Raw genomic sequence first — 16,651 nt, 5'->3', positions numbered from 1 at the left:
GTGGCAGGTGGGCGGCTTGCCGTCAACAGTTTGTTGAAATCAGCGGGCGCGGTTCAGGTAGTTGTAGACGGTGAAGCGCGTGACACCGAGCGCCTCGGCGACGATCTCGGCCGACTTGCGGTACTCGAAGGCGCCGCGCGCCTCCAGCAGCAGCACGGCCTGCTGCTTGTCGTGCCGCGACAGGTCGCGCAACGAACCACCCAACTCCTCGGCAACACCGGCCAGCAGACTCTGCACGCCGCCTTCAGGCGCGGGCTTTTCAGGAGCGCTGGTTGGGGGCAGGCGTACGGCAACCACGGGCTTGCCGTCCCAGGCGAGCGTCACGTCGTCCGCGCGAGCCTGCGCCGCGTCGACGAGCTCGGCGTTCAGCCGCTCGACGAGTGGCGCGATCGCCTGCACCAGCGGGTGCTGCTCAGGCATCGCGTCGTACCTGCAGGGTCACCTGGCTCGCGCCGCCGGCGAGCGCGGCTTCGAGCACCTTCGGCAGGGCGGACAGCAGGAGGTGCTGCTCACCGCTGACCTGAGTACCGAGGGGGCCGAACTCGCAGTCGAGCCCGGCCGCCTCCGCCGCACGCAACGCCTCGGTGGCGTGCGCGGGCGGTCGACCTTCCACGTCGAAGGGCTCGGTGGTGAACTCCGCAACCAGTCGCATGGTGCGAGGCTAACCCTCGGGCACTGCCCGGCGCGCCAGCCTGGCGAGGTCGCCGTTGTCGAACTCCGACGTCTCGATCGCGCCACACTCGATGCCGCGCAGTACGAAACCGGCGAGCGCGGCGGCTGTCGCGGGCTCGTCGAGGTAGCCGGACTCGCCGTCACCCAGGTACGCGCGGAGGCGTTGGGCGGCCTGGTCGAAGCCTTCCCGATAGAACAGGTACGTCGCGGCGAACCGCGTCGGGAGCTGCGCGGGGTGCATGTCCCAGCCCTGGTAGATGCCGCGGGCGAGCGAACGACGTACCAGGCGGAAATGCAGGCGCCAGGCGTCGTGGACCGCGTCGCCGACCGGGAGAACGTTGGTCGAACCATCGGATACGAACACGCCGGTGCCGGCGGCGGCCAGCTGCATGACGTCCTTGGCGTGATCGGCGACCGGATGCTCCATGCTCTGGTACGCCGCCGCGACACCGAGCGAGGCGGAGTAGTCGTAGGTGCCGTAGTGCAGACCGGTGACGCGCGCCCCGCCGGCCTTGATCATCCGGGCGATCAGCGCGCTGCCGTCCGCGCCGAGGATCGCCTGCGGGGTCTCGACCTGGATCTCGAACTTCAGCGGCGGTTTGCCGTGCTTGCGCTCGAGCGTCTCGAGGACGAACACCATCGCCTCGACCTGTTCGACCGACGTCACCTTCGGGAGCGTGATGACGAAGCCGTCGCCGATCGCCCCCAGATGCTCGAGGAAGAGGTCGAGCGTCCGCACCGCACGACGTCGCGTCGGCGCTTCGAGGGACTTGATCCGCAACCCTTGGTACGGGGTCGGCACGCCGGCCGCGAAGGCCTGGGCGACAGCGATCGCCGCGGCGTCCTCTTCGTCGTCCGGCCGGTTGCCGTAGCCGTCCTCGAAGTCGACGCGGAGGTCCTCGATCGGCTCCCGCTCGAGTTTGGCCCGGACCCGGTCGTACACGTCGTCCCCGACCTCGACGTTCAGGATCTTCGCGAGATCCGCAGCCGATCCGGCGTACTCGTCGAGGGCCGCGCGCGCCCGCGCACCCCAGTCCGCCACCGTGCGTACGTCGTACCGATCGGCCGGAACGTACACGGTGTGGACCGGTTGCCGGACTCCGCGATCGCCGCGATAGTCCGCGGTCAGCGCCGCATCCGCGGCCGCCAGCCGCCGGTCCAGCTCGGTCACCAGGTCATCCAGGCTCACTGCGACCTCCTTTTCCGTATTGTGGAGACTAATATCTACCTTGCGGAAGACACAACCATTCGAGCTTCCGAGATCTGGCGCTAAACTTCCGTGATCCGGAAAGGTGGTTGTCATGACGGAGCCGAACGGCAAAGGACGCACCGGCAGCGTGCAGTCCATCGAGCGGGCCTTCGGGCTGCTCGAGACGATGGCCGACGCGGGCGGGATGATGGGCCTGTCCCAGCTGGCCGCCGCCTCCGGCCTGCCGCTGCCGACGATCCACCGGCTGGTTCGCACCCTGGTCGACCTCGGCTACCTGCGTCAAGAGCCGTCGCGGCAGTACGTGCTCGGACCGAAACTGATCCGGCTCGGGGAGAGTTCGTCGCACATGCTGAGTGTGTTCGCCCGGCCGCACCTCGCCCGGCTCGTCGACGAACTCGGCGAGTCCGCCAACATGGCGATGCTCGACGGCGACCAGATCGTGTACCTCGCGCAGGTCCAGTCGCGGCACTCGATGCGCATGTTCACCGAAGTCGGCCGCCGCGTCCTCCCACACTGCACCGCGGTCGGCAAGGCGATCCTCGCCCAGTTCCCCGAGTCCGAGGTCCGCGACCTCCTGCACCGCACCGGCATGCCGAAACACACCGACAACACGATCGTCACCCCCGACGCCTTCACCACCCAACTCCGCCACGCCTCCGACGCCGGCTACGCCACCGACGAAGGCGAACAGGAAGTCGGCGTCCGCTGCGTCGCCGTAGCCGTCCCCGACGCCCCCACCCCCTTAGCCATCTCCATCTCCGGCCCCGCCGGCCGCATGACCGAATCCCTCGTAGAACAAGCCATCCCCCTCCTGACCCACGCCGCCAAGTCCCTGTCTGAAGACCTCAGGGTGTGATCAGCGGCCGCTGACGGTTGTCCGGTCACAGCGCTCGCTAGCGAGACGGCGGCTGCAGAACGCAGAACTCGTTCCCGTCCGGATCAGCCAGCACGTGCCACACCCACCCCGCCTCAACCACCGGCTCCTCGGTCAACCGGCTGGCGCCCAATGCCTCGACTCGAGCGACCTCGGCGTCCAAGTCGGCCGTCCGCAGGTCCAGATGAACCCGGTTCTTACCGTGCTTCCGATCATCCACCTTCTGCAGCAGCACCTCGACGCCAACCCCGTCAGCCGGCACGAGACTCAGATACACGCCCGGCTCACCCACACGCTCATACCCGAGCACCCCGCCCCAGAACGCAGCCGCCCGCTCCAAATCCCCCACATCAACCACCACGACCAACTCACCACGCATATACCGCTGAGGCGTCCGCATACCCCGACCGTACGACGTCTCTTACGGCGCGTACGTGCGCCACTGCTCCGTGAGCTCGTACCCAAGGGACTGGTTGGCCTGGAGGCTGGCTTGGTTGGCGGCGGCTCCGCCGGTGCTGAAGCGGGTGATGCCGATGTCGAGGAAGGCGAGGATGGAGGCGGCTTTGACGGCCTGGGCGACGCCGCGGCGGCGGTGGGTGACGAGGACGGAGGTGAAGGCGGTGTCGCCGAAGCCGTCGCGTTCGCGCATCACCGTTGCGCCGACCAGGCGGTTGCCGTCGAAGGCGCCGAAGACCCGGTTCTCCGGCCACAGCCGGGCGACGTCGGCGAGTTCCCCGACGACGTGGTGCGTCGCGGGGGTGTACGGGTAGTCCGACTCGTTCGTCTTCTCCAGCGCGTACAGGTCCTTGGCCGACTCGGCGCCGAGTTCGCGGAGCGTGAGTCCGCCGGCGGTCACCCGGCGTACGGCGGCCTCCAGCAGTTCACGGTCGGGGTTGAACAGCCGCACCGCCCAGGACTCGGCGACCACGCGGTACCCGGCTGCTTCCAGCTCGGCGCACCGCGGGTCGCCTTCCTGAACGATCTCGTATTCGGCCACGGAGAGATTGTCAGCCCAGTTTGCGCAGCAGCGGAAGGACATCCTCGGTGAACTGGGTGAGGAAGCGCTCCTGGTCGTTCCCCGGACCGTGGACGACGAAGTGGTTGAAGCCGGCGTCGAGGTACGGCTGGAACTGCTTCACGACCTCGTCGGGGTCGGACGCCACGATCCACCGTTTCGCGACCTGCTCGATCGGCAGCTCGTCGGCGAGCCGTTCCATCTCGGTCGCGCTGGTGACGCTGTGCTTCTGCTCCGGAGTGAGCGACAACGGCGCCCAGAACCGGGTGTTCTCCAGCGCCTGCTCCGGGTCGCGGTCGTACGACACCTTGACCTCGAGCATCCGGTCGATGTCCTCGAACTTCTTCCCGGCCTTCTCGGCGCCCTCCTTCACCGCGGGGATCAGCTTGTCCGTGTAGAGCTCCATGCCCTTCCCAGACGTCGCGATGAATCCGTCACCCACGCGACCGGCGTACTTCGCCACGAGCGGTCCGCCCGCGGCGACGTACACCTTCAGCGGGGTCTCCGGACGGTCGTAGATGAACGCGTCCACGGTCTTGTAGAACGGCCCCTCGGAGCTGACGCCGTCCTTCGTCCACAGGTCGCGGATCAGCTGGACGGCCTCCCGCAGCCGCGCGAACCGCTCCTTGAACTCGGGCCACTCGCGCCCCGACACCGCGATCTCGTTCAGCGCCTCGCCGGTGCCGACACCGAGCATGACGCGCCCGGGGTACAGCTCGCCGAGCGTCGCGAACGCCTGCGCGATCACCGCCGGGTTGTACCGGAACGTCGGCGTCAGCACCGACGTACCGAGCAGCACCCGGTTGGTCCGCTCGCCGACCGCCGCCAGCCAGGCGAGCGCGAACGGCGCGTGGCCGCCCTCGTGCCGCCACGGCAGGAAGTGGTCCGAAACGGTCACACTGTCGAGCCCGAGCTCCTCGGCCCGAACGGAGTACTCCACCAGATCCCGCGGCCCGAACTGCTCCGCCGAAGCCTTGTACCCGACCCGAATGCTCACCCTCTGCTCCCAACGTCGTCTGCGCGTACTCCGGAAGACAACCGCGCCCGGGTCCGACTTTATGCCGCCCGAGGTCGCTAGCATCCAGAATCGTGAACGCAAGCGAAGCACGGGTGCTCGGTCTGATCGGTACGACGTTCCGCGCGGCGCAGCTGCCGGCGATCCGCGTCACGGTGCCGGCCGCGCTCGCCGAGCGGGCTGTCGCCGCGTGGCAGCGGGACGCCGAGGACGCCGTACCGGAGCTGGAGCGTCCGGAAGATCGGGTACGTCGCCAACGGGCCGGCACGCTCGCACTGATCGGTCTCACGATCGCCAAACGCGGGCAGGTCGACGCCGACGGGAACACTGTCGTCGACCTCAGTCCCGAACTGGTCGGGGTCGCGATGGACGCGGCCGACGACGTCCATCTGCGCTGACCCGGAGAGCCTGATTGACTCCGGCCGCGGGGCTCGGAGAGGATATGGGTCCCGGCGCGGCCCGCGCCTCACCTTCGTCGACCGGCCCCAGCGCGGTCACATCCGAGAAGGCAAAGGGACTTCCTGTCTCGGGCCGCTCGTCCTGGTCATTCGCCTCGACGGGATCGCTGGGGGATCGCGTGCGAGTGCGTGGAAGGCCAGATGACAGCGCACAGGAACTTCAAGCAACGGGTCCGAGCCCGCGCCGCGAAAACCGGCGAGTCCTACACCACTGCCCTCCGGCACTTCCGTCCGACTCCACAAGGAGAACCAGACATGCCGGAACAAACCACACTGCGGTTCGCGGTCGTCCAGTCGTCGATGCGCCACGACCCGACAAACGCCGACGAGCTGCGCGCGGGCGGCGCCGAACTCCGCGACTTCATCAGGCAGGCGGCCGCGGCCGGCGCCCGCCTGGTGCATTTCACCGAGGGCGCGATCTGCTGGCCGAGCAAGCGGATCATGTCGTCGCTCGGCCCGGACGAGGTGGGCGCCTCCGACTGGACCAAGGCGCAGTGGTCGGTGTTGCAGTCCGAACTCGACCAGATCAACGCACTCGCGCGGGAGCTGGGGATCTGGGTCGTGATCCCGTCGGTGCACCAGCAGCCGGAGGGACGCCCGTACAACAGCATGTACGTCGTGTCCGACCAGGGAAAGGTTGTCGCCCGCTACGACGAGCGCACGCTGTCGACGACCAAGGTCAAGTGGATGTACACGCCGGGGAAGCAGCCGGTGACGTTCGACGTGGACGGCTTCCGGTTCGGGCTCGCGCTCGGGCTGGACGTGCTGTTCCCGGAGCTGTTCGTCGAGTACGACGAGCTCGGCGCCGACGGCGTACTGGTGTCGTACGCGACGCACCGCGTGTCGGGACATGAGCACATCGCGGTGCAGGCGCGCGGGTGCGCGGTGAACAACACGTCCTGGATCAGCCTCGCCGTGCCGGCGAACCCCGACGACGGGCTGGCGTCGGGTGTCGTCGACCCACGTGGTGAGTGGGTCGCGCAGGCCCCGATCGACGGCTCTCCGGCGGTGGTGGTCGCCGAGGTGCATCACCACGAGACGACACAGATCGGTCGCGAGTTCCGGCGGCGGACGCGGGAGCGCATCGGTTCGTAGCCCTCACAGGTTCGGGTGCCGGCGCGTTCTGTCTGTATGAACAGGCATGCGGTGGTCAGCACCCGGATCGGGGAGCTTGCGGTGGTGGTGTCGGAGGAGGACGTGCTGGTCGGCGTCTACTTCCCGCACCACTGGGTGCAGCCGACGGCGGAGACGCTGGGTGAGCGGGTCGAGGCGTCCGACCCGCTCATCGCGGTCGTCGTCGAGCAGTTGGAGGAGTACTTCGACGGCTCGCGGGTCTCGTTCGACCTGCCGACCCGGCTGGAGGGCGATGCGTTCCAGCGCCGGGTCTGGTCGGTGCTCGAGGAGATCCCGTACGGCGAGACGACGACGTACGGCGAGATCGCGGCGCGGCTCGGCGAACCGGTCCACGCGGCGCAGGCGGTGGGGAAGGCGGTCGGGCAGAACCCGTTGTCGATCGTCGTCCCGTGCCACCGGGTGATCGGCAAGAACGGGTCACTGACCGGGTACGCGGGCGGGCTCAAGCGCAAGCAGTTCCTGCTCGACCTGGAGGAGCCGGTCGGCGCTCGATTGTTCTAGTTACAGTGCAACTAGTTCAGTTGTAACTCGCCCACCTGTGCCGCGTACCAGTCGAGTTCGGTGAGGTGTTCGGCGATCTGGCGGAGCGTCCAGTTGGGGGCGCGATCCTTGTCCCATTCGGCCGGGTCGAGGGCGGCGTACCGCAGCGCGAAGGTCCGTCCGAGGCGATGCAGTCGCTGCTCGGCCTCGCGGACGTCCGCTTCGGTGAACGGCGCGAGGTCCGCAGCATTCGTCAGCGCACTCGCCTGCCACTCGTCGGGCTGCGTCGGTACGCCGGCCAGCAGCGCCTCGACCTCGGCCAGGTGATCGATCAGGTGGTCGGCGATCCGGCGAACCGCCTTGTGCGGTGTGAAGATGCGGTCGTCGTCGGACGTCCGCGGTACGCCGTCCCAGGCAGGCCAGGTCACGACCAGCTTGAGGCAACGCTCGACGGCCTGCTCGACGAGCTCTCCGGGGTTCTGTGTCATACGGCCGACGCTAAGGCCGTCATACTTCGTCGGCGGCCGAACTGATCCCGAGGCGGTCGGCCAGCCGCTCGGCGTCGTACGGCGCGTGCACCTTCGCGTCGTTGTCGAAGTACACGTAGGTCGAGCACTTCCAGGAGCGGATCTTCCGCGCCCAGCGGTCGAGCGACTTGTCGTCGTACCCGCTGACGTACAGCTCCTCGGCGCCGTGCAGCCGGACGTACGCGAAGCCGGCCGTGACGTCGTCGAACATCGGCCACTTGCCCGCGGTGTCCGCACAGACCACCGCGATGTCGTGCTCCCGGCAGAGCTCGACGAATTCCTTCGTCTTGAAGCTGTCGTGCCGTACTTCGATCGCGTACCGGAGCGGCCCGTCGACAGCGGCCTCGAGCAGCGCGCGACCCTCCATCCGTTCATCGTGACGCTTGGCGTGCTCGGCCGCGTCCGCCGTGGTCCGCGGCAACTGGGCGAAGAAGTCCGCGCAGCGCTCCGCGTCGTAGCGGAAGTTCGGCGGCAGCTGCCAGAGCACCGGCCCGAGTTTGTTGCCTAGTGCAAGCACTCCGGACGCGAAGAAGTTCGCCAGCGGCGCGTCCACGTCGGCCAGCCGCTTGAGGTGCGTGACGAACCGCGGCCCCTTGACCGAGAAGACGAACCCGTCGGGCGTCTCGGCGTACCAGCGCTGGTACGACTCCGGGCGTTGCAGGGCGTAGAACGAGCCGTTGAGCTCGATCGAGTTCAACCGGGACGAGGCGTACTCGAGTTCGGCGCGCTGCGGCAGCCCGTCGGGGTAGTAGACCTTCCGCCACGGCGGGTAGCGCCAGCCCGAGATCCCTACTCGGTACGGGGAGTCCGGCCAGCGCGTCATCCCTCGATTATGGTCCCGGCATGGACATCAACCGCGGCGCGTATCCGGACGCGTTGACGCCCTGGGAGGATCCGTCGTGGCGTACGGCGGCGCTCGGTTGGCTGGATGCGCGACTCGACGCGCTCGGCGTCCGCGAGACCGGACCGCGGCAGATTCGGGTCCGGCCGTGGTCGGTGCTGGTCCGGGTCGAGGCGGTGGACCCGGTGTGGTTCAAGGCGGCTTCGCCCGGAAGCGCGTTCGAGGCCGGACTGGGCGAGGCGTTGTCCCGATGGACCCCCGAGCACGTCCTCACGCCGTACGCCGTCGACGCCCCGCGCGGGTGGTCGCTGCTGCCATCCGGCGGGCCGGTGCTCCGCGGCCTGGGGGCGGGGCCGCGCGAGTGGGAGGACGCGTTGACGCAGTACGCCGACCTGCAGCGGGCACTCGTACCGCGGGCCGAGGAGTTGCTGCGTCTCGGCGTACCGGATGCTCGGGTCGGCGGACTGCCGGCTGTGTTCGACGAGGCCGTCGCCGGGAACGAGACGCTGGATGCAGCGGATCGTGAACGGCTGCGGCTGTTCCGGCCGCGATTGGTCGCGTGGTGCGAGGAACTGGCCGCGATCGGCGTACCGGATTCGCTGGATCACGCCGATCTGCACGACGGGCAGATCCTGGTGGCGGGGAGCGGGCGGTACACGTTCTTCGATTGGGGGGATGCCAACGTCGGGCATCCGTTCTGCAGTCTGCTGGTCGCGCTCGAGCGGGTCGCGGAGGAGCATGGTCGGGAGGTGGTCGCTCGGCTGGAGGACGCGTACCTCGAGGGATGGACAGGGCACAGCGTGGCCGAGCTCCGGCGCGCGGCCGAGCTCGCCCGCCGGCTCAGTCAGCTGACTCGCGCCGGCTCGTGGGCCCGTCTGTTCCCGACGGCCGCGCACATCGGCGACCCCGAACGCGCTGCCGCTTTGCTCCGGTTGCTCTGACAGGTCAGGTCGGGATCCAGGTCGGCCACCACGGCGGGACGTTGCCGGGGCAGGTGCCGGGTGCGGTGGCCGGCGTGCCTTGCCAGGAGAACAGCGCGAGGTCGGCGATCGTGATCGCGACAGCGGCGGCGATCAGCGAGAACAGGAACGCCTTCCCGGCGTACCGGAAGACGACGTTGAACAGGACGAGGTTGACGATCAGGGCGATCGGTACGCCGAGGAACAGCAGCGTCAGCCCGTTCGGCACACTGCCGGTGACGTCCACCTGACATGCCTTCCACGCCCGCGACGTCAGCACCACCAACCCGAACGCCGCCCCGCCACCCACCACCACCGCAAGGAACGACTCCCCCTTGCTCCCCTTCGCACCAAACGCCATGAGGATCACGGTAAGTGATCCACCAGCCCACTTCACCCCACCGCGTCGTCCAAGGGGTGCAGGTCGACGGGGGTGAGGACCCAGCGGAAGCCGTACTTCGGGGTTGCGGCGCGATCGACCTTGTCGGGAGCGAAGTACTCCCCGACGAGACTCAGCAACCGCTCGTGGAACTCCGCCACGCGGTCACCCGGTACACGTCCGGCGTGCTCACCGCTGTCCTGCACGAACACTCTCCCAGTCATCCGTCATACCCGACAACGTAGCCACAGCATCGAGGTGAAGTTGGGGTCCTCTTGGGGAATGACGACTACCTGGTGCTCGTCCTCGTAGAGCACTCGGCCTGGTGTGGGCGACTCGTAGCGTTCGCAGGGGACGTTGTGGGTCGCGAGGATCGCCAGGTAGCCGGGGATCGGGTCCATCAAGTGTGCTGCCGACGGCTTGAACCACGCGGCCGCCAACGGATTGTCCGCGTAGACGGTCGGGTCGACGGTCGCCGGGTTCGTGTACGTCGCGTCGTACCAGTCGTTCGTCGTACGCCGGAACCGTTCCTCCTCCGCACTCAGATACCCCCGGTTCCCGAGCATGTTCACCAACCCGAAGATCCCGATCCGCCGCCCGGGCCGATCCGGCACCGGACTCTGATACCGCACGAACACATCCACCCCGCAGATTCTCCTTGACCCGTCGCATTGTCAGGTCTAGCCTGACAAGCATGTCAGGGAAACCCTGACAGACAGGAGGATTGGGATGCCGGACAACGTGTTGCGGTGTTCGTTCTGCGGGAAGACCAAGGACGAGATCCAGCAGCTGATCGCGGGGCCGGGGGTGTTCATCTGCAACGAGTGCGTGGACCTGTCGGTGCGGGTCATCAACGAGCAGCCGATCCCGTCGTTCCCGCCGCTGGACGGGAAGAGCGACGAGGAGCTGCTGGCGGACATGGTGCGGCTCGACAAGTCGCGCGGGCAGGTCGAGGCCGCCGTACAGGATCGGGTACTGCGCCTGCGCTCCCGCTCGGTGACCTGGGCCCGGATCGGCGAGGCCCTCGGCATCAGCCGGCAGTCCGCCTGGGAACGCTTCTCGGGCGAGGAGTAGGCGATTGACTCGGGTGTTGCTCGTTCGGCACGGCGAGGTCGACGGCAGTCAGCTGAACGCGGAGGGCTGGTGGGGCCCGGCGCGCGATCTCTCGCCGTTGTCCGCGCGGGGTGTCGAGCAGGCGAAGGCGGCCGGGCGACGGCTGCGCGACTGCGGGGCGCGGCGCATCGTCGCCTCGCCGATGACGAGAGCGATGCAGACCGCGAGCCTGATCGCGGCGGAGACCCGGCTCCCGTTGACGGCGGTCGAGTTCGATCTTCGCGAGTGGCTTCCGGACGCGACGCTCTCGTGGCGTTCGGCGGAGGCGATCGCGGCGACCGAGGATTTCCACCGCCACGGCGGCGAGTGGCCGCCGGGCGAGACGCGGATGTGGGAGCCAAAGTCCTCGGTACGCCGACGCGCACTCGGAGCGCTCCGCCGCCAGGCCGCCGTCGACGCCGAACCGTTCGTTGCCGTGTGCCACAGCATGGTGATCGAAGCACTCACGGATGCCCGCCGCGTCGAGTTCTGTGGCGTCCACGAGCTCAACCTCCAGGACGCCGTACCGCCCGGTCCTGCTGAACCGTTCCTGCCGCGTCAGTCCGTGTGAAGGAACGCCGCGATCTCGGCGACGTACCGCTCGGGCTCCTCGACGTTCGGAAAGTGTGCGCTCTCGTCGAAGACGCGGAGTCGCGCGCCCGGCAGGCGGGTGGCCAGATCGCGGCACGCGTCGACGCCGGCGTTGCGATCCCAGAAACCGATCAGCACCAGGACCGGTACGTCGAGCGCGGCGAGCTCGTCGACGAGCGGCACCGATCGCGGAGGCTCCTTCGCCAGCGCGGCCGCCATCTCGCCGGTGTTGATCAGGCCGCTCTCCGCCCACAGTTCGCGGACCCGCCTGGCAGCCGCGGGCTGGTGGAACAGGAAACGATCGACGGTCGGCCGGTCGACGACGTCCCAAACGGCACCCGGCCCCTCGTCCGCAACCGCAGTACGAATCGCGGCCCGCATCTCGTCGCTCGCGGCGACCGCCTCGAACCCGGCTCCCCACGGCGACGGGGTGAGCGGGCCGGCCAGCGCAGTGCCCTGGAGGATCAGCCGGTCGACGCGATCCGGGTGCGCGACGGTGTACTCGGCCGCGAGGTCCCCGCCGAACGAGATGCCGAGCAGCGTGATCCGCGGTAGGCCGAGATGGCGCCGCAGCTGTTCCAGATCGTCGACCAGCAGCGGTACGGCGTACCTCTCGGCGGGATCGCTGCGGCCTGATCCACGTTGTTCGTAGTACACAACCGGGCCGAGCTGCTCGAGCGCCGGTCCCGTCAACCGCTCGAAGTCGTAGATGTACCCGCCGGGTCCGCCGTGCACGACGACGATCGGCGTACCCGCCCGTGGATCACCGACCACGCGCACCCAGTGCCGTACCCCGTTGAGCACCATCATCACCGCAGTCTCACACGCAAATCCGGTGGTTTCAGCTGGGCGAGCGTTGCTAGGTTCCGGGATGATCAACGACGAACTCATCGATGCGGCCGCCGCCGTGCTGCATCCGTATCACGTCGACGATCGGCTCTTCGGCGACGTGGCGTCGGCACTGCTCACTGAGGCCGGCAACGTGTACGTCGGGGTGTGCATCGACACTGCTTCCGGTACGGGCTTCTGCGCCGAGCACGCCGCCATCGCCGCGATGGTGACCGCACGCGAGTACAAGATCGCGAAGATCGTCGCCGTGTGGCGCGACAACGGCCCGCTGCACGTACTGGCACCGTGCGGCCGCTGCCGAGAGTTCATCCGCCAGATCGACCCGTCGAACCTCGACACCGAGGTCATCCTGGGCAGGCGCCGCACAACGCCCCTCCGCACCCTCCTCCCCGAAACCGACTGGCCGTCACCCGTCGACTAAGCGCTGCTCCGGTCTTGCCGCGGCCAGAGTGCGACGGCGATCGCGAAGAGCGCCACGGCTGCGACGAGGTCGTACAGGTTGCCCCGGCGAACGGCCGAGACCGTGCCTCCCAGCCCGGCGAGAACGAAGAACGCAGCAAGCAACATTCGCAGCACAGTCATTCCCCCACCCCCTACCCGCTAGATCGGCAAACGCCCACGGAGCGTTACGGCGGACGCGCACCACTCACCAACCGTGGCCTGAGGTGCAAGTGCACGCGGGGCGGGTGGGTCGGGAGCGAGGTTGGTGAGTGGTGCAGGTCCGCCTACAGGAGTGCCTTGACCCAGTCGTCGTGGTGGGCCTCGATGTACTCGGCTGTCGGGCCCCAGTGCTCAGCGTGGCCCTCGTCGTACAACCGGGCCCAGGGCTGCTCGCCCGTTTGATGACCGCGCACCAATAGGTCGTACATGCCCCGCGTATGAGCCGCGATCTGCGCCGGGAACGCCCGCCGCTGCTCCGGATCGAGCCCGTACGCATCCACGAGCGCACGCAACCGCCGCCCATCCACCTCGACACTGCCCCTCGCCGTGAACGGTACGAACCCGTGAGCGACGTACCCCAGGTCCCACAACCGCGTCGCCGGCCCCGCGTTGTCCCAGTCGATGAACACCCAGCGTTCACCGTCGCGCACCAGATTCCACGGAGCGAGATCGTTGTGGCAGATCAGGTCGCCGCCGCTCGGGTCCGGGACCGCGACGTCCCACACCGTGCCGGCCGGCGGCTGAAAGCTCTCCATCGCGTCATGCAGCTCCCGAACCATCCGACCGACGCGAGCCAACTCGTCCAGCGAGAACGATGGCGGGACATCGACCAGCTCGCCAGGGATGTACTCGAGAACGTGCCGCCCCTCCTCGTCCCGCCCCAGCGTGCGAGGCGCTCCGTCGAAGTCGGCGAGATGGGTGAGCACCGCCTCGACGCCGGCCGTCTGAACGAGCGCGGGTTTCCGCACCGTCGCGCCGACCCGCACGACCCGATCCGAGACGTTCCCTCCGGTCAGGACCTCTTCGGCTTCCACGCCCGTCATCATGCCCGCCCGGTCGCGTTATCTCGACAGACATTTGCCCGCCGCACCTTTACGGTGGTCGCATGGCAACGGTCAGGCAGTTTCAGGTCACTTTCGACTGCGCGGATCCTGAGCGCGTCGCTCGTTTCTGGTGCGAGGTGCTGGGGTACGTCGTACCGCCGCCACCGCCCGGGTTCGCGAGCTGGGACGAGTTCGACCGCGCGCAGCCGGCCGACCGTCAGGGGTCCGCGTTCGCGTGCGTCGACCCCACAGGTGTCGGCCCGCGGCTGTTCTTCCAGCGCGTCCCCGAAGGCAAGGTCGTGAAGAACCGGGTACACCTAGACGTACGCGTCGGCACCGGCCTCCGAGGCGAAGAACGCCTGGCAGCTCTCGAAGCCGAATGCGCCCGTCTCCTCCCCCTCGGCGCAGTCCGCGGCCAACTACTCCTCGCCGACGAGTTCAACGAGTCCTGCCTCAACATGCAGGACGTCGAAGGCAACGAGTTCTGCCTCGACTGAGCCGACAGGGCCGTACGACAACTAACCGCGCTGCAGCTTCGCCTGTAGCTCGTCCCACCCTGCCCGATACCCGTTCACGGCAGTCGCGCTGGCCACTCGAAGGCCGTCGGCTTCAACCTCGAAGACGTCCGCGGGCCACTCATGCCGCGCAACACCCCAGAAGTCGGTGAACGAGCCGGCCCCGTCGGCCTGCACCAGGAACAGCTCGACCATGACCCCGTCGACCTCGAACGCCCGCTTGTGCGGGAACCGCTTCGCGGCAATCTCCTGTACGTCGTCACGCCCAAGAAACTCATCCACAACCGCGAACCCGTCACCCGGATACAACAGATCAACGTCCCGATGCGCCCGCGGAGCACTCAACCCGAGCAGTTCCGCCGCCCATCCCCCGAACACCCAGGCCCTAACCCCAGCCGCCTCAAGCCACCCAACGACGTACCGCACAAACTCCAGATCATTCCGCCCAACCATCCCCGAACCGTAAGCACCAGACCCGGTCTTCTTGACCTTGGCCCTGGCAGACGGCCAGACTATTATCTGATTAGATAACGAGTCGAGGAGTGCTGACGTGGACAAGGACAGTCAGGCGGTCAGCGAGCAACTGACCCATGCTCTCGCCGAGAGTGGGCTGTCTCAGGCTGCGTTCGCCACTGCTCTCGGTACGTCCGCTTCCCGCTTCTCCACTTACCGCTCAGGAAGGACCAAGCCGACGGCGCAGTTCTTCCTGCGGGCCGGGCGGATTGCGCATGCCCTGCACGCGGCGCGTGAGTATCGGATCATGACGGCCCCGGCTACCGCGACGGCCATCCGCGAGGCGAACGACGAAGACTGGGCGTGGCGAATGCTGCTCCAGGGCCGCGACCACCTGCGCCTGCTGCTCCGTCGTCACGACGGTTCCGAAGCCGCCTGGGAGGCAGCGCCAGGCACGACCGGCCACGCAGGCTTCGACACGCTCCTCGCCGTCCTGACAGCGCACGAATTCGAGGCAGCCGGCGAGGACCCGCCCGACTGGACCAAGGTCGATCCACTCCCCGAGCGCTGGATCCCTGAACATCCGTTCATGGACCGCGACGAGATCATCCAGCGAACCCCCGACTACTTGGCTCAAGCCAACATCTTCATCCCCGCCCGCGACCTGGCAACCGCATGACCGACGCCCGCAACGAATTCAGAGCAGGCGAAATCGTCGACCTCCTCTCCGAACTCGACAACCGCCTGAAAGCACGTGGCATCTCCGCATCGATCTTCGTCGTCGGAGGCGCTGCGATCGCCGTCACCTCGAACGACGATCCACGCCGTACCGAAGATATCGACGCCATCACCCGCGACCAGGCCGTGGTCGACGAAGCCCGCGCGATGGCAAGCCAACACAGACTCCCCGAAGACTGGCTCAACACCCGAGCCGGCGCGTGGATGCCACCTTTGCCGGAAGGTGCGTTGCAACGCAGCGATGCGCCCGGTCTGCACATTACGTACGCCACCGACGAGTTCCTGTTGGCGACCAAGCTGGTTGCCCAGCGCCGCAAGGACGCCAGCGATATCGTTGCTCTCGCCAGGCGCCTCGACCTGGCAGATGCGTCGGCCGCCGACCTCGAACAGGTGATTCGCCGCTACTACACCGACGAGGATGCGCTCGAATTCATCCTGGACGGCAATGACGTCGATCGCGAAATCCATCTCCTCGCCGTGCGGGCCGAGCGGTTGCTGACGAACAGCACGGCCGACTTCGCTCCCGCGATCCCGACCGATCGCGCGGAGACTTCAGCCGTACGTCACCTTGATCGACCGACGTCCCGCGAGCGGAGCTAGCGGCACGGTGGCTAGGCGGGGAAGGCTTTCCAGTGGCCTTCGGAGATGATTTTGGTGGTGCCGTTGGTGACCTGGATCGCGGTTTGGTCGTCGATGGCGTAGGAGGGGCCTTCGATGCCGGCGGCCCAGGTTTCGGCGTTGGCGAGGGTGTTGTTCGGCATGCTCTCGTGGTCGAGGTGCGGGTAGATCGAGAAGTCCACGACGCCCAATGTGCGGTCGTCGGGTGCGGCCGCCCACGAGACGAAGTCGTCGCCGATGCGCGGTGTCATCACCATGCTGCCGGCGCTCACCCCCACCCAGACTGTGTCGGGGAGCGACGGCATGAGGTCGTACAGGCCCGACTCCCGGATCCAGTGGCACAGGTACGTCGCGTCGCCGCCGTCCACCAGCAGTACGTCGGCCTCTCGCACCCACGGCACCCACCGCTCCTCGCCGATGGTGGGCAACGCGGTGAGTTCGAGTACGCCGACGGACGCCCAACCCAGGCGCGGCATGTGCCAAGGCGGCTCGCCGGTGACGGAGCCGCGCACCGCGACAGGCCCGAGCATCGAATGCCCCCACATGGCCGTCGGGATGCAGAGCGCACTGGCCTCGGAGATCGGCTTACCCAGCAGCTCGACGAGCGCGTCATTGATGCTCGGGTTGGTAATTCCTCCGGAGGTGAGAAGCAGACGCATACCTGACTCCTTGTCTCGGCGTCCTCGGCCGGCCGCCGTTCATCTGTTCTACGAACGCCACGTCCCAGATCCGACACCCTGCCAGAAG

The 16,651-nt window shown here is 68.0% G+C and carries 27 protein-coding genes; 11 read left to right on the top strand and 16 right to left on the bottom strand.

Going from position 1 to position 16,651, the window contains the following annotated elements:
• Window positions 1-39 precede the first annotated feature (39 nt).
• Genes E0H50_RS34125 through E0H50_RS34115 form a run of 3 tightly spaced genes read right to left on the bottom strand, consistent with a single transcriptional unit; the run spans window position 40 to window position 1,861 of the window.
• Complete coding sequence (locus E0H50_RS34125; RefSeq protein ID WP_131295134.1) at window positions 40-420, bottom strand: helix-turn-helix domain-containing protein; 381 nt, start codon at window positions 418-420, stop codon at window positions 40-42.
• A complete protein-coding gene (locus tag E0H50_RS34120) occupies window positions 413-652 on the bottom strand; it encodes a thiamine-binding protein (protein WP_131295133.1) in 240 nt (79 codons plus the stop codon). The genes E0H50_RS34125 and E0H50_RS34120 overlap by 8 nt, the downstream gene beginning before the upstream one ends.
• A gap of 9 nt (window positions 653-661) precedes the next feature.
• A complete protein-coding gene (locus E0H50_RS34115) occupies window positions 662-1,861 on the bottom strand; it encodes a DUF6986 family protein (protein ID WP_238151561.1) in 1,200 nt (399 codons plus the stop codon).
• Between the two features lie 112 nt (window positions 1,862-1,973).
• Here E0H50_RS34115 and E0H50_RS34110 point away from each other — a divergent pair, with 112 nt between their 5' ends.
• Window positions 1,974-2,738, top strand: coding sequence for an IclR family transcriptional regulator (locus tag E0H50_RS34110; protein ID WP_131295131.1), 765 nt, complete (start codon window positions 1,974-1,976; stop codon window positions 2,736-2,738).
• A gap of 37 nt (window positions 2,739-2,775) precedes the next feature.
• Here E0H50_RS34110 and E0H50_RS34105 read toward each other — a convergent pair whose 3' ends face one another.
• The 3 genes from E0H50_RS34105 to fgd are packed head-to-tail and all read right to left on the bottom strand — an operon-like array spanning window position 2,776 to window position 4,768.
• A complete protein-coding gene (locus tag E0H50_RS34105; RefSeq protein ID WP_131295130.1) occupies window positions 2,776-3,156 on the bottom strand; it encodes a VOC family protein in 381 nt (126 codons plus the stop codon).
• A 21-nt stretch (window positions 3,157-3,177) separates the two neighbouring features.
• The gene (locus E0H50_RS34100) at window positions 3,178-3,753 is read right to left on the bottom strand and encodes a GNAT family N-acetyltransferase (RefSeq protein ID WP_131295129.1); all 576 of its coding nucleotides are present in this window, start codon (window positions 3,751-3,753) and stop codon (window positions 3,178-3,180) included.
• Between the two features lie 10 nt (window positions 3,754-3,763).
• Window positions 3,764-4,768, bottom strand: a complete 1,005-nt coding sequence (gene fgd / locus E0H50_RS34095; protein ID WP_131295128.1) for a glucose-6-phosphate dehydrogenase (coenzyme-F420) — start codon at window positions 4,766-4,768, stop codon at window positions 3,764-3,766.
• Window positions 4,769-4,860: 92 nt separating this feature from the next.
• Here fgd and E0H50_RS34090 point away from each other — a divergent pair, with 92 nt between their 5' ends.
• From E0H50_RS34090 to E0H50_RS44305, 3 genes are all read left to right on the top strand, one after another.
• On the top strand, window positions 4,861-5,184 hold the full coding sequence (locus E0H50_RS34090) for a hypothetical protein (protein ID WP_131295127.1): 324 nt from the start codon (window positions 4,861-4,863) through the stop codon (window positions 5,182-5,184).
• 315 nt (window positions 5,185-5,499) lie between these two features.
• Window positions 5,500-6,339 (top strand): carbon-nitrogen hydrolase family protein, encoded by an 840-nt coding sequence (locus tag E0H50_RS34085; RefSeq protein WP_131295126.1) that lies wholly within the window; start codon window positions 5,500-5,502, stop codon window positions 6,337-6,339.
• A gap of 36 nt (window positions 6,340-6,375) precedes the next feature.
• Window positions 6,376-6,879, top strand: a complete 504-nt coding sequence (locus E0H50_RS44305) for a methylated-DNA--[protein]-cysteine S-methyltransferase (protein ID WP_131295125.1) — start codon at window positions 6,376-6,378, stop codon at window positions 6,877-6,879.
• Between the two features lie 11 nt (window positions 6,880-6,890).
• Here E0H50_RS44305 and E0H50_RS34075 read toward each other — a convergent pair whose 3' ends face one another.
• Together E0H50_RS34075 and E0H50_RS34070 are read right to left on the bottom strand one after the other, a co-directional pair.
• A complete protein-coding gene (locus E0H50_RS34075) occupies window positions 6,891-7,346 on the bottom strand; it encodes a hypothetical protein (RefSeq protein WP_131295124.1) in 456 nt (151 codons plus the stop codon).
• Between the two features lie 19 nt (window positions 7,347-7,365).
• Window positions 7,366-8,208: a DUF72 domain-containing protein gene (locus E0H50_RS34070; RefSeq protein WP_131295123.1), complete on the bottom strand. Its 843-nt coding sequence runs from the start codon at window positions 8,206-8,208 to the stop codon at window positions 7,366-7,368.
• A 20-nt stretch (window positions 8,209-8,228) separates the two neighbouring features.
• On the opposite strand from E0H50_RS34070, the gene E0H50_RS34065 reads away from it, so the two are divergent.
• Window positions 8,229-9,167, top strand: a complete 939-nt coding sequence (locus tag E0H50_RS34065; RefSeq protein WP_131295122.1) for a phosphotransferase — start codon at window positions 8,229-8,231, stop codon at window positions 9,165-9,167.
• Between the two features lie 4 nt (window positions 9,168-9,171).
• Here E0H50_RS34065 and E0H50_RS34060 read toward each other — a convergent pair whose 3' ends face one another.
• From E0H50_RS34060 to E0H50_RS34050, 3 genes are read right to left on the bottom strand one after another with little or no spacing between them, the layout of a single operon-like run.
• On the bottom strand, window positions 9,172-9,546 hold the full coding sequence (locus E0H50_RS34060) for a hypothetical protein (protein ID WP_131295121.1): 375 nt from the start codon (window positions 9,544-9,546) through the stop codon (window positions 9,172-9,174).
• A 32-nt stretch (window positions 9,547-9,578) separates the two neighbouring features.
• Complete coding sequence (locus E0H50_RS34055; protein ID WP_131295120.1) at window positions 9,579-9,788, bottom strand: hypothetical protein; 210 nt, start codon at window positions 9,786-9,788, stop codon at window positions 9,579-9,581.
• Window positions 9,789-9,791: 3 nt separating this feature from the next.
• Window positions 9,792-10,208 carry a hypothetical protein gene (locus E0H50_RS34050; RefSeq protein WP_202868455.1) on the bottom strand — a complete coding sequence of 139 codons (417 nt, stop codon included), beginning with the start codon at window positions 10,206-10,208 and terminating at the stop codon, window positions 9,792-9,794.
• Between the two features lie 85 nt (window positions 10,209-10,293).
• On the opposite strand from E0H50_RS34050, the gene E0H50_RS34045 reads away from it, so the two are divergent.
• Complete coding sequence (locus E0H50_RS34045) at window positions 10,294-10,638, top strand: ClpX C4-type zinc finger protein (RefSeq protein ID WP_131295118.1); 345 nt, start codon at window positions 10,294-10,296, stop codon at window positions 10,636-10,638.
• A gap of 13 nt (window positions 10,639-10,651) precedes the next feature.
• The gene (locus E0H50_RS34040) at window positions 10,652-11,227 is read left to right on the top strand and encodes a histidine phosphatase family protein (protein WP_238151564.1); all 576 of its coding nucleotides are present in this window, start codon (window positions 10,652-10,654) and stop codon (window positions 11,225-11,227) included.
• On the opposite strand, the gene E0H50_RS34035 is transcribed toward E0H50_RS34040, so the two are convergent.
• On the bottom strand, window positions 11,215-12,057 hold the full coding sequence (locus tag E0H50_RS34035) for an alpha/beta fold hydrolase (RefSeq protein ID WP_165547396.1): 843 nt from the start codon (window positions 12,055-12,057) through the stop codon (window positions 11,215-11,217). The two genes, E0H50_RS34040 and E0H50_RS34035, sit on opposite strands and share 13 nt — an antisense overlap.
• A gap of 61 nt (window positions 12,058-12,118) precedes the next feature.
• Here E0H50_RS34035 and E0H50_RS34030 point away from each other — a divergent pair, with 61 nt between their 5' ends.
• Window positions 12,119-12,517: a cytidine deaminase family protein gene (locus tag E0H50_RS34030; protein ID WP_131295115.1), complete on the top strand. Its 399-nt coding sequence runs from the start codon at window positions 12,119-12,121 to the stop codon at window positions 12,515-12,517.
• Here E0H50_RS34030 and E0H50_RS43220 read toward each other — a convergent pair.
• Entirely contained in the window at window positions 12,514-12,678 is a 165-nt protein-coding gene (locus E0H50_RS43220) for a hypothetical protein (RefSeq protein WP_165547395.1), read from the bottom strand. The genes E0H50_RS34030 and E0H50_RS43220 overlap by 4 nt on opposite strands.
• Window positions 12,679-12,821: 143 nt before the next feature.
• The gene (locus tag E0H50_RS34025; RefSeq protein WP_202868454.1) at window positions 12,822-13,571 is read right to left on the bottom strand and encodes a phosphotransferase enzyme family protein; all 750 of its coding nucleotides are present in this window, start codon (window positions 13,569-13,571) and stop codon (window positions 12,822-12,824) included.
• Between the two features lie 71 nt (window positions 13,572-13,642).
• Between E0H50_RS34025 and E0H50_RS34020 the strand changes: the two genes are divergently transcribed.
• The gene (locus tag E0H50_RS34020; protein WP_131295113.1) at window positions 13,643-14,077 is read left to right on the top strand and encodes a VOC family protein; all 435 of its coding nucleotides are present in this window, start codon (window positions 13,643-13,645) and stop codon (window positions 14,075-14,077) included.
• A gap of 21 nt (window positions 14,078-14,098) precedes the next feature.
• Here the strand turns inward: E0H50_RS34020 and E0H50_RS44570 are convergent, their stop codons facing one another.
• Window positions 14,099-14,548 carry a nucleotidyltransferase domain-containing protein gene (locus E0H50_RS44570; RefSeq protein ID WP_420323269.1) on the bottom strand — a complete coding sequence of 150 codons (450 nt, stop codon included), beginning with the start codon at window positions 14,546-14,548 and terminating at the stop codon, window positions 14,099-14,101.
• A 97-nt stretch (window positions 14,549-14,645) separates the two neighbouring features.
• Between E0H50_RS44570 and E0H50_RS34010 the strand changes: the two genes are divergently transcribed.
• Complete coding sequence (locus tag E0H50_RS34010; RefSeq protein WP_131295111.1) at window positions 14,646-15,227, top strand: helix-turn-helix domain-containing protein; 582 nt, start codon at window positions 14,646-14,648, stop codon at window positions 15,225-15,227.
• Complete coding sequence (locus tag E0H50_RS34005; protein WP_131295110.1) at window positions 15,224-15,886, top strand: DUF6036 family nucleotidyltransferase; 663 nt, start codon at window positions 15,224-15,226, stop codon at window positions 15,884-15,886. The genes E0H50_RS34010 and E0H50_RS34005 overlap by 4 nt, the downstream gene beginning before the upstream one ends.
• Window positions 15,887-15,897: 11 nt before the next feature.
• Here E0H50_RS34005 and E0H50_RS34000 read toward each other — a convergent pair whose 3' ends face one another.
• Complete coding sequence (locus tag E0H50_RS34000; RefSeq protein WP_131295109.1) at window positions 15,898-16,563, bottom strand: Type 1 glutamine amidotransferase-like domain-containing protein; 666 nt, start codon at window positions 16,561-16,563, stop codon at window positions 15,898-15,900.
• Between the last annotated feature and the right edge of the window lie 88 nt (window positions 16,564-16,651).

The organism is Kribbella sindirgiensis, assembly GCF_004331435.1.
GTDB classification, from domain to species: domain Bacteria; phylum Actinomycetota; class Actinomycetes; order Propionibacteriales; family Kribbellaceae; genus Kribbella; species Kribbella sindirgiensis.
This window is presented reverse-complemented; position numbering and strand designations above follow the sequence as displayed.

Coding starts and splice junctions, on each gene's coding strand:
- E0H50_RS34065 (WP_131295122.1), top strand. CDS start 8,229: ATGGACATCAACCGCGGCGCGTATCCGGACGCGTTGACGCCCTGGGAG.
- E0H50_RS34035 (WP_165547396.1), bottom strand. CDS start 12,057: ATGATGGTGCTCAACGGGGTACGGCACTGGGTGCGCGTGGTCGGTGAT.
- E0H50_RS34110 (WP_131295131.1), top strand. CDS start 1,974: ATGACGGAGCCGAACGGCAAAGGACGCACCGGCAGCGTGCAGTCCATC.
- E0H50_RS44305 (WP_131295125.1), top strand. CDS start 6,376: ATGAACAGGCATGCGGTGGTCAGCACCCGGATCGGGGAGCTTGCGGTG.
- E0H50_RS44570 (WP_420323269.1), bottom strand. CDS start 14,548: ATGGTTGGGCGGAATGATCTGGAGTTTGTGCGGTACGTCGTTGGGTGG.
- E0H50_RS34020 (WP_131295113.1), top strand. CDS start 13,643: ATGGCAACGGTCAGGCAGTTTCAGGTCACTTTCGACTGCGCGGATCCT.
- E0H50_RS34055 (WP_131295120.1), bottom strand. CDS start 9,788: ATGACTGGGAGAGTGTTCGTGCAGGACAGCGGTGAGCACGCCGGACGT.
- E0H50_RS34005 (WP_131295110.1), top strand. CDS start 15,224: ATGACCGACGCCCGCAACGAATTCAGAGCAGGCGAAATCGTCGACCTC.
- E0H50_RS34070 (WP_131295123.1), bottom strand. CDS start 8,208: ATGACGCGCTGGCCGGACTCCCCGTACCGAGTAGGGATCTCGGGCTGG.
- E0H50_RS34125 (WP_131295134.1), bottom strand. CDS start 420: ATGCCTGAGCAGCACCCGCTGGTGCAGGCGATCGCGCCACTCGTCGAG.
- E0H50_RS34000 (WP_131295109.1), bottom strand. CDS start 16,563: ATGCGTCTGCTTCTCACCTCCGGAGGAATTACCAACCCGAGCATCAAT.
- E0H50_RS34075 (WP_131295124.1), bottom strand. CDS start 7,346: ATGACACAGAACCCCGGAGAGCTCGTCGAGCAGGCCGTCGAGCGTTGC.
- E0H50_RS34045 (WP_131295118.1), top strand. CDS start 10,294: ATGCCGGACAACGTGTTGCGGTGTTCGTTCTGCGGGAAGACCAAGGAC.
- E0H50_RS34030 (WP_131295115.1), top strand. CDS start 12,119: ATGATCAACGACGAACTCATCGATGCGGCCGCCGCCGTGCTGCATCCG.
- E0H50_RS34060 (WP_131295121.1), bottom strand. CDS start 9,546: ATGGCGTTTGGTGCGAAGGGGAGCAAGGGGGAGTCGTTCCTTGCGGTG.
- E0H50_RS43220 (WP_165547395.1), bottom strand. CDS start 12,678: ATGACTGTGCTGCGAATGTTGCTTGCTGCGTTCTTCGTTCTCGCCGGG.
- E0H50_RS34105 (WP_131295130.1), bottom strand. CDS start 3,156: ATGCGGACGCCTCAGCGGTATATGCGTGGTGAGTTGGTCGTGGTGGTT.
- E0H50_RS34120 (WP_131295133.1), bottom strand. CDS start 652: ATGCGACTGGTTGCGGAGTTCACCACCGAGCCCTTCGACGTGGAAGGT.
- E0H50_RS34085 (WP_131295126.1), top strand. CDS start 5,500: ATGCCGGAACAAACCACACTGCGGTTCGCGGTCGTCCAGTCGTCGATG.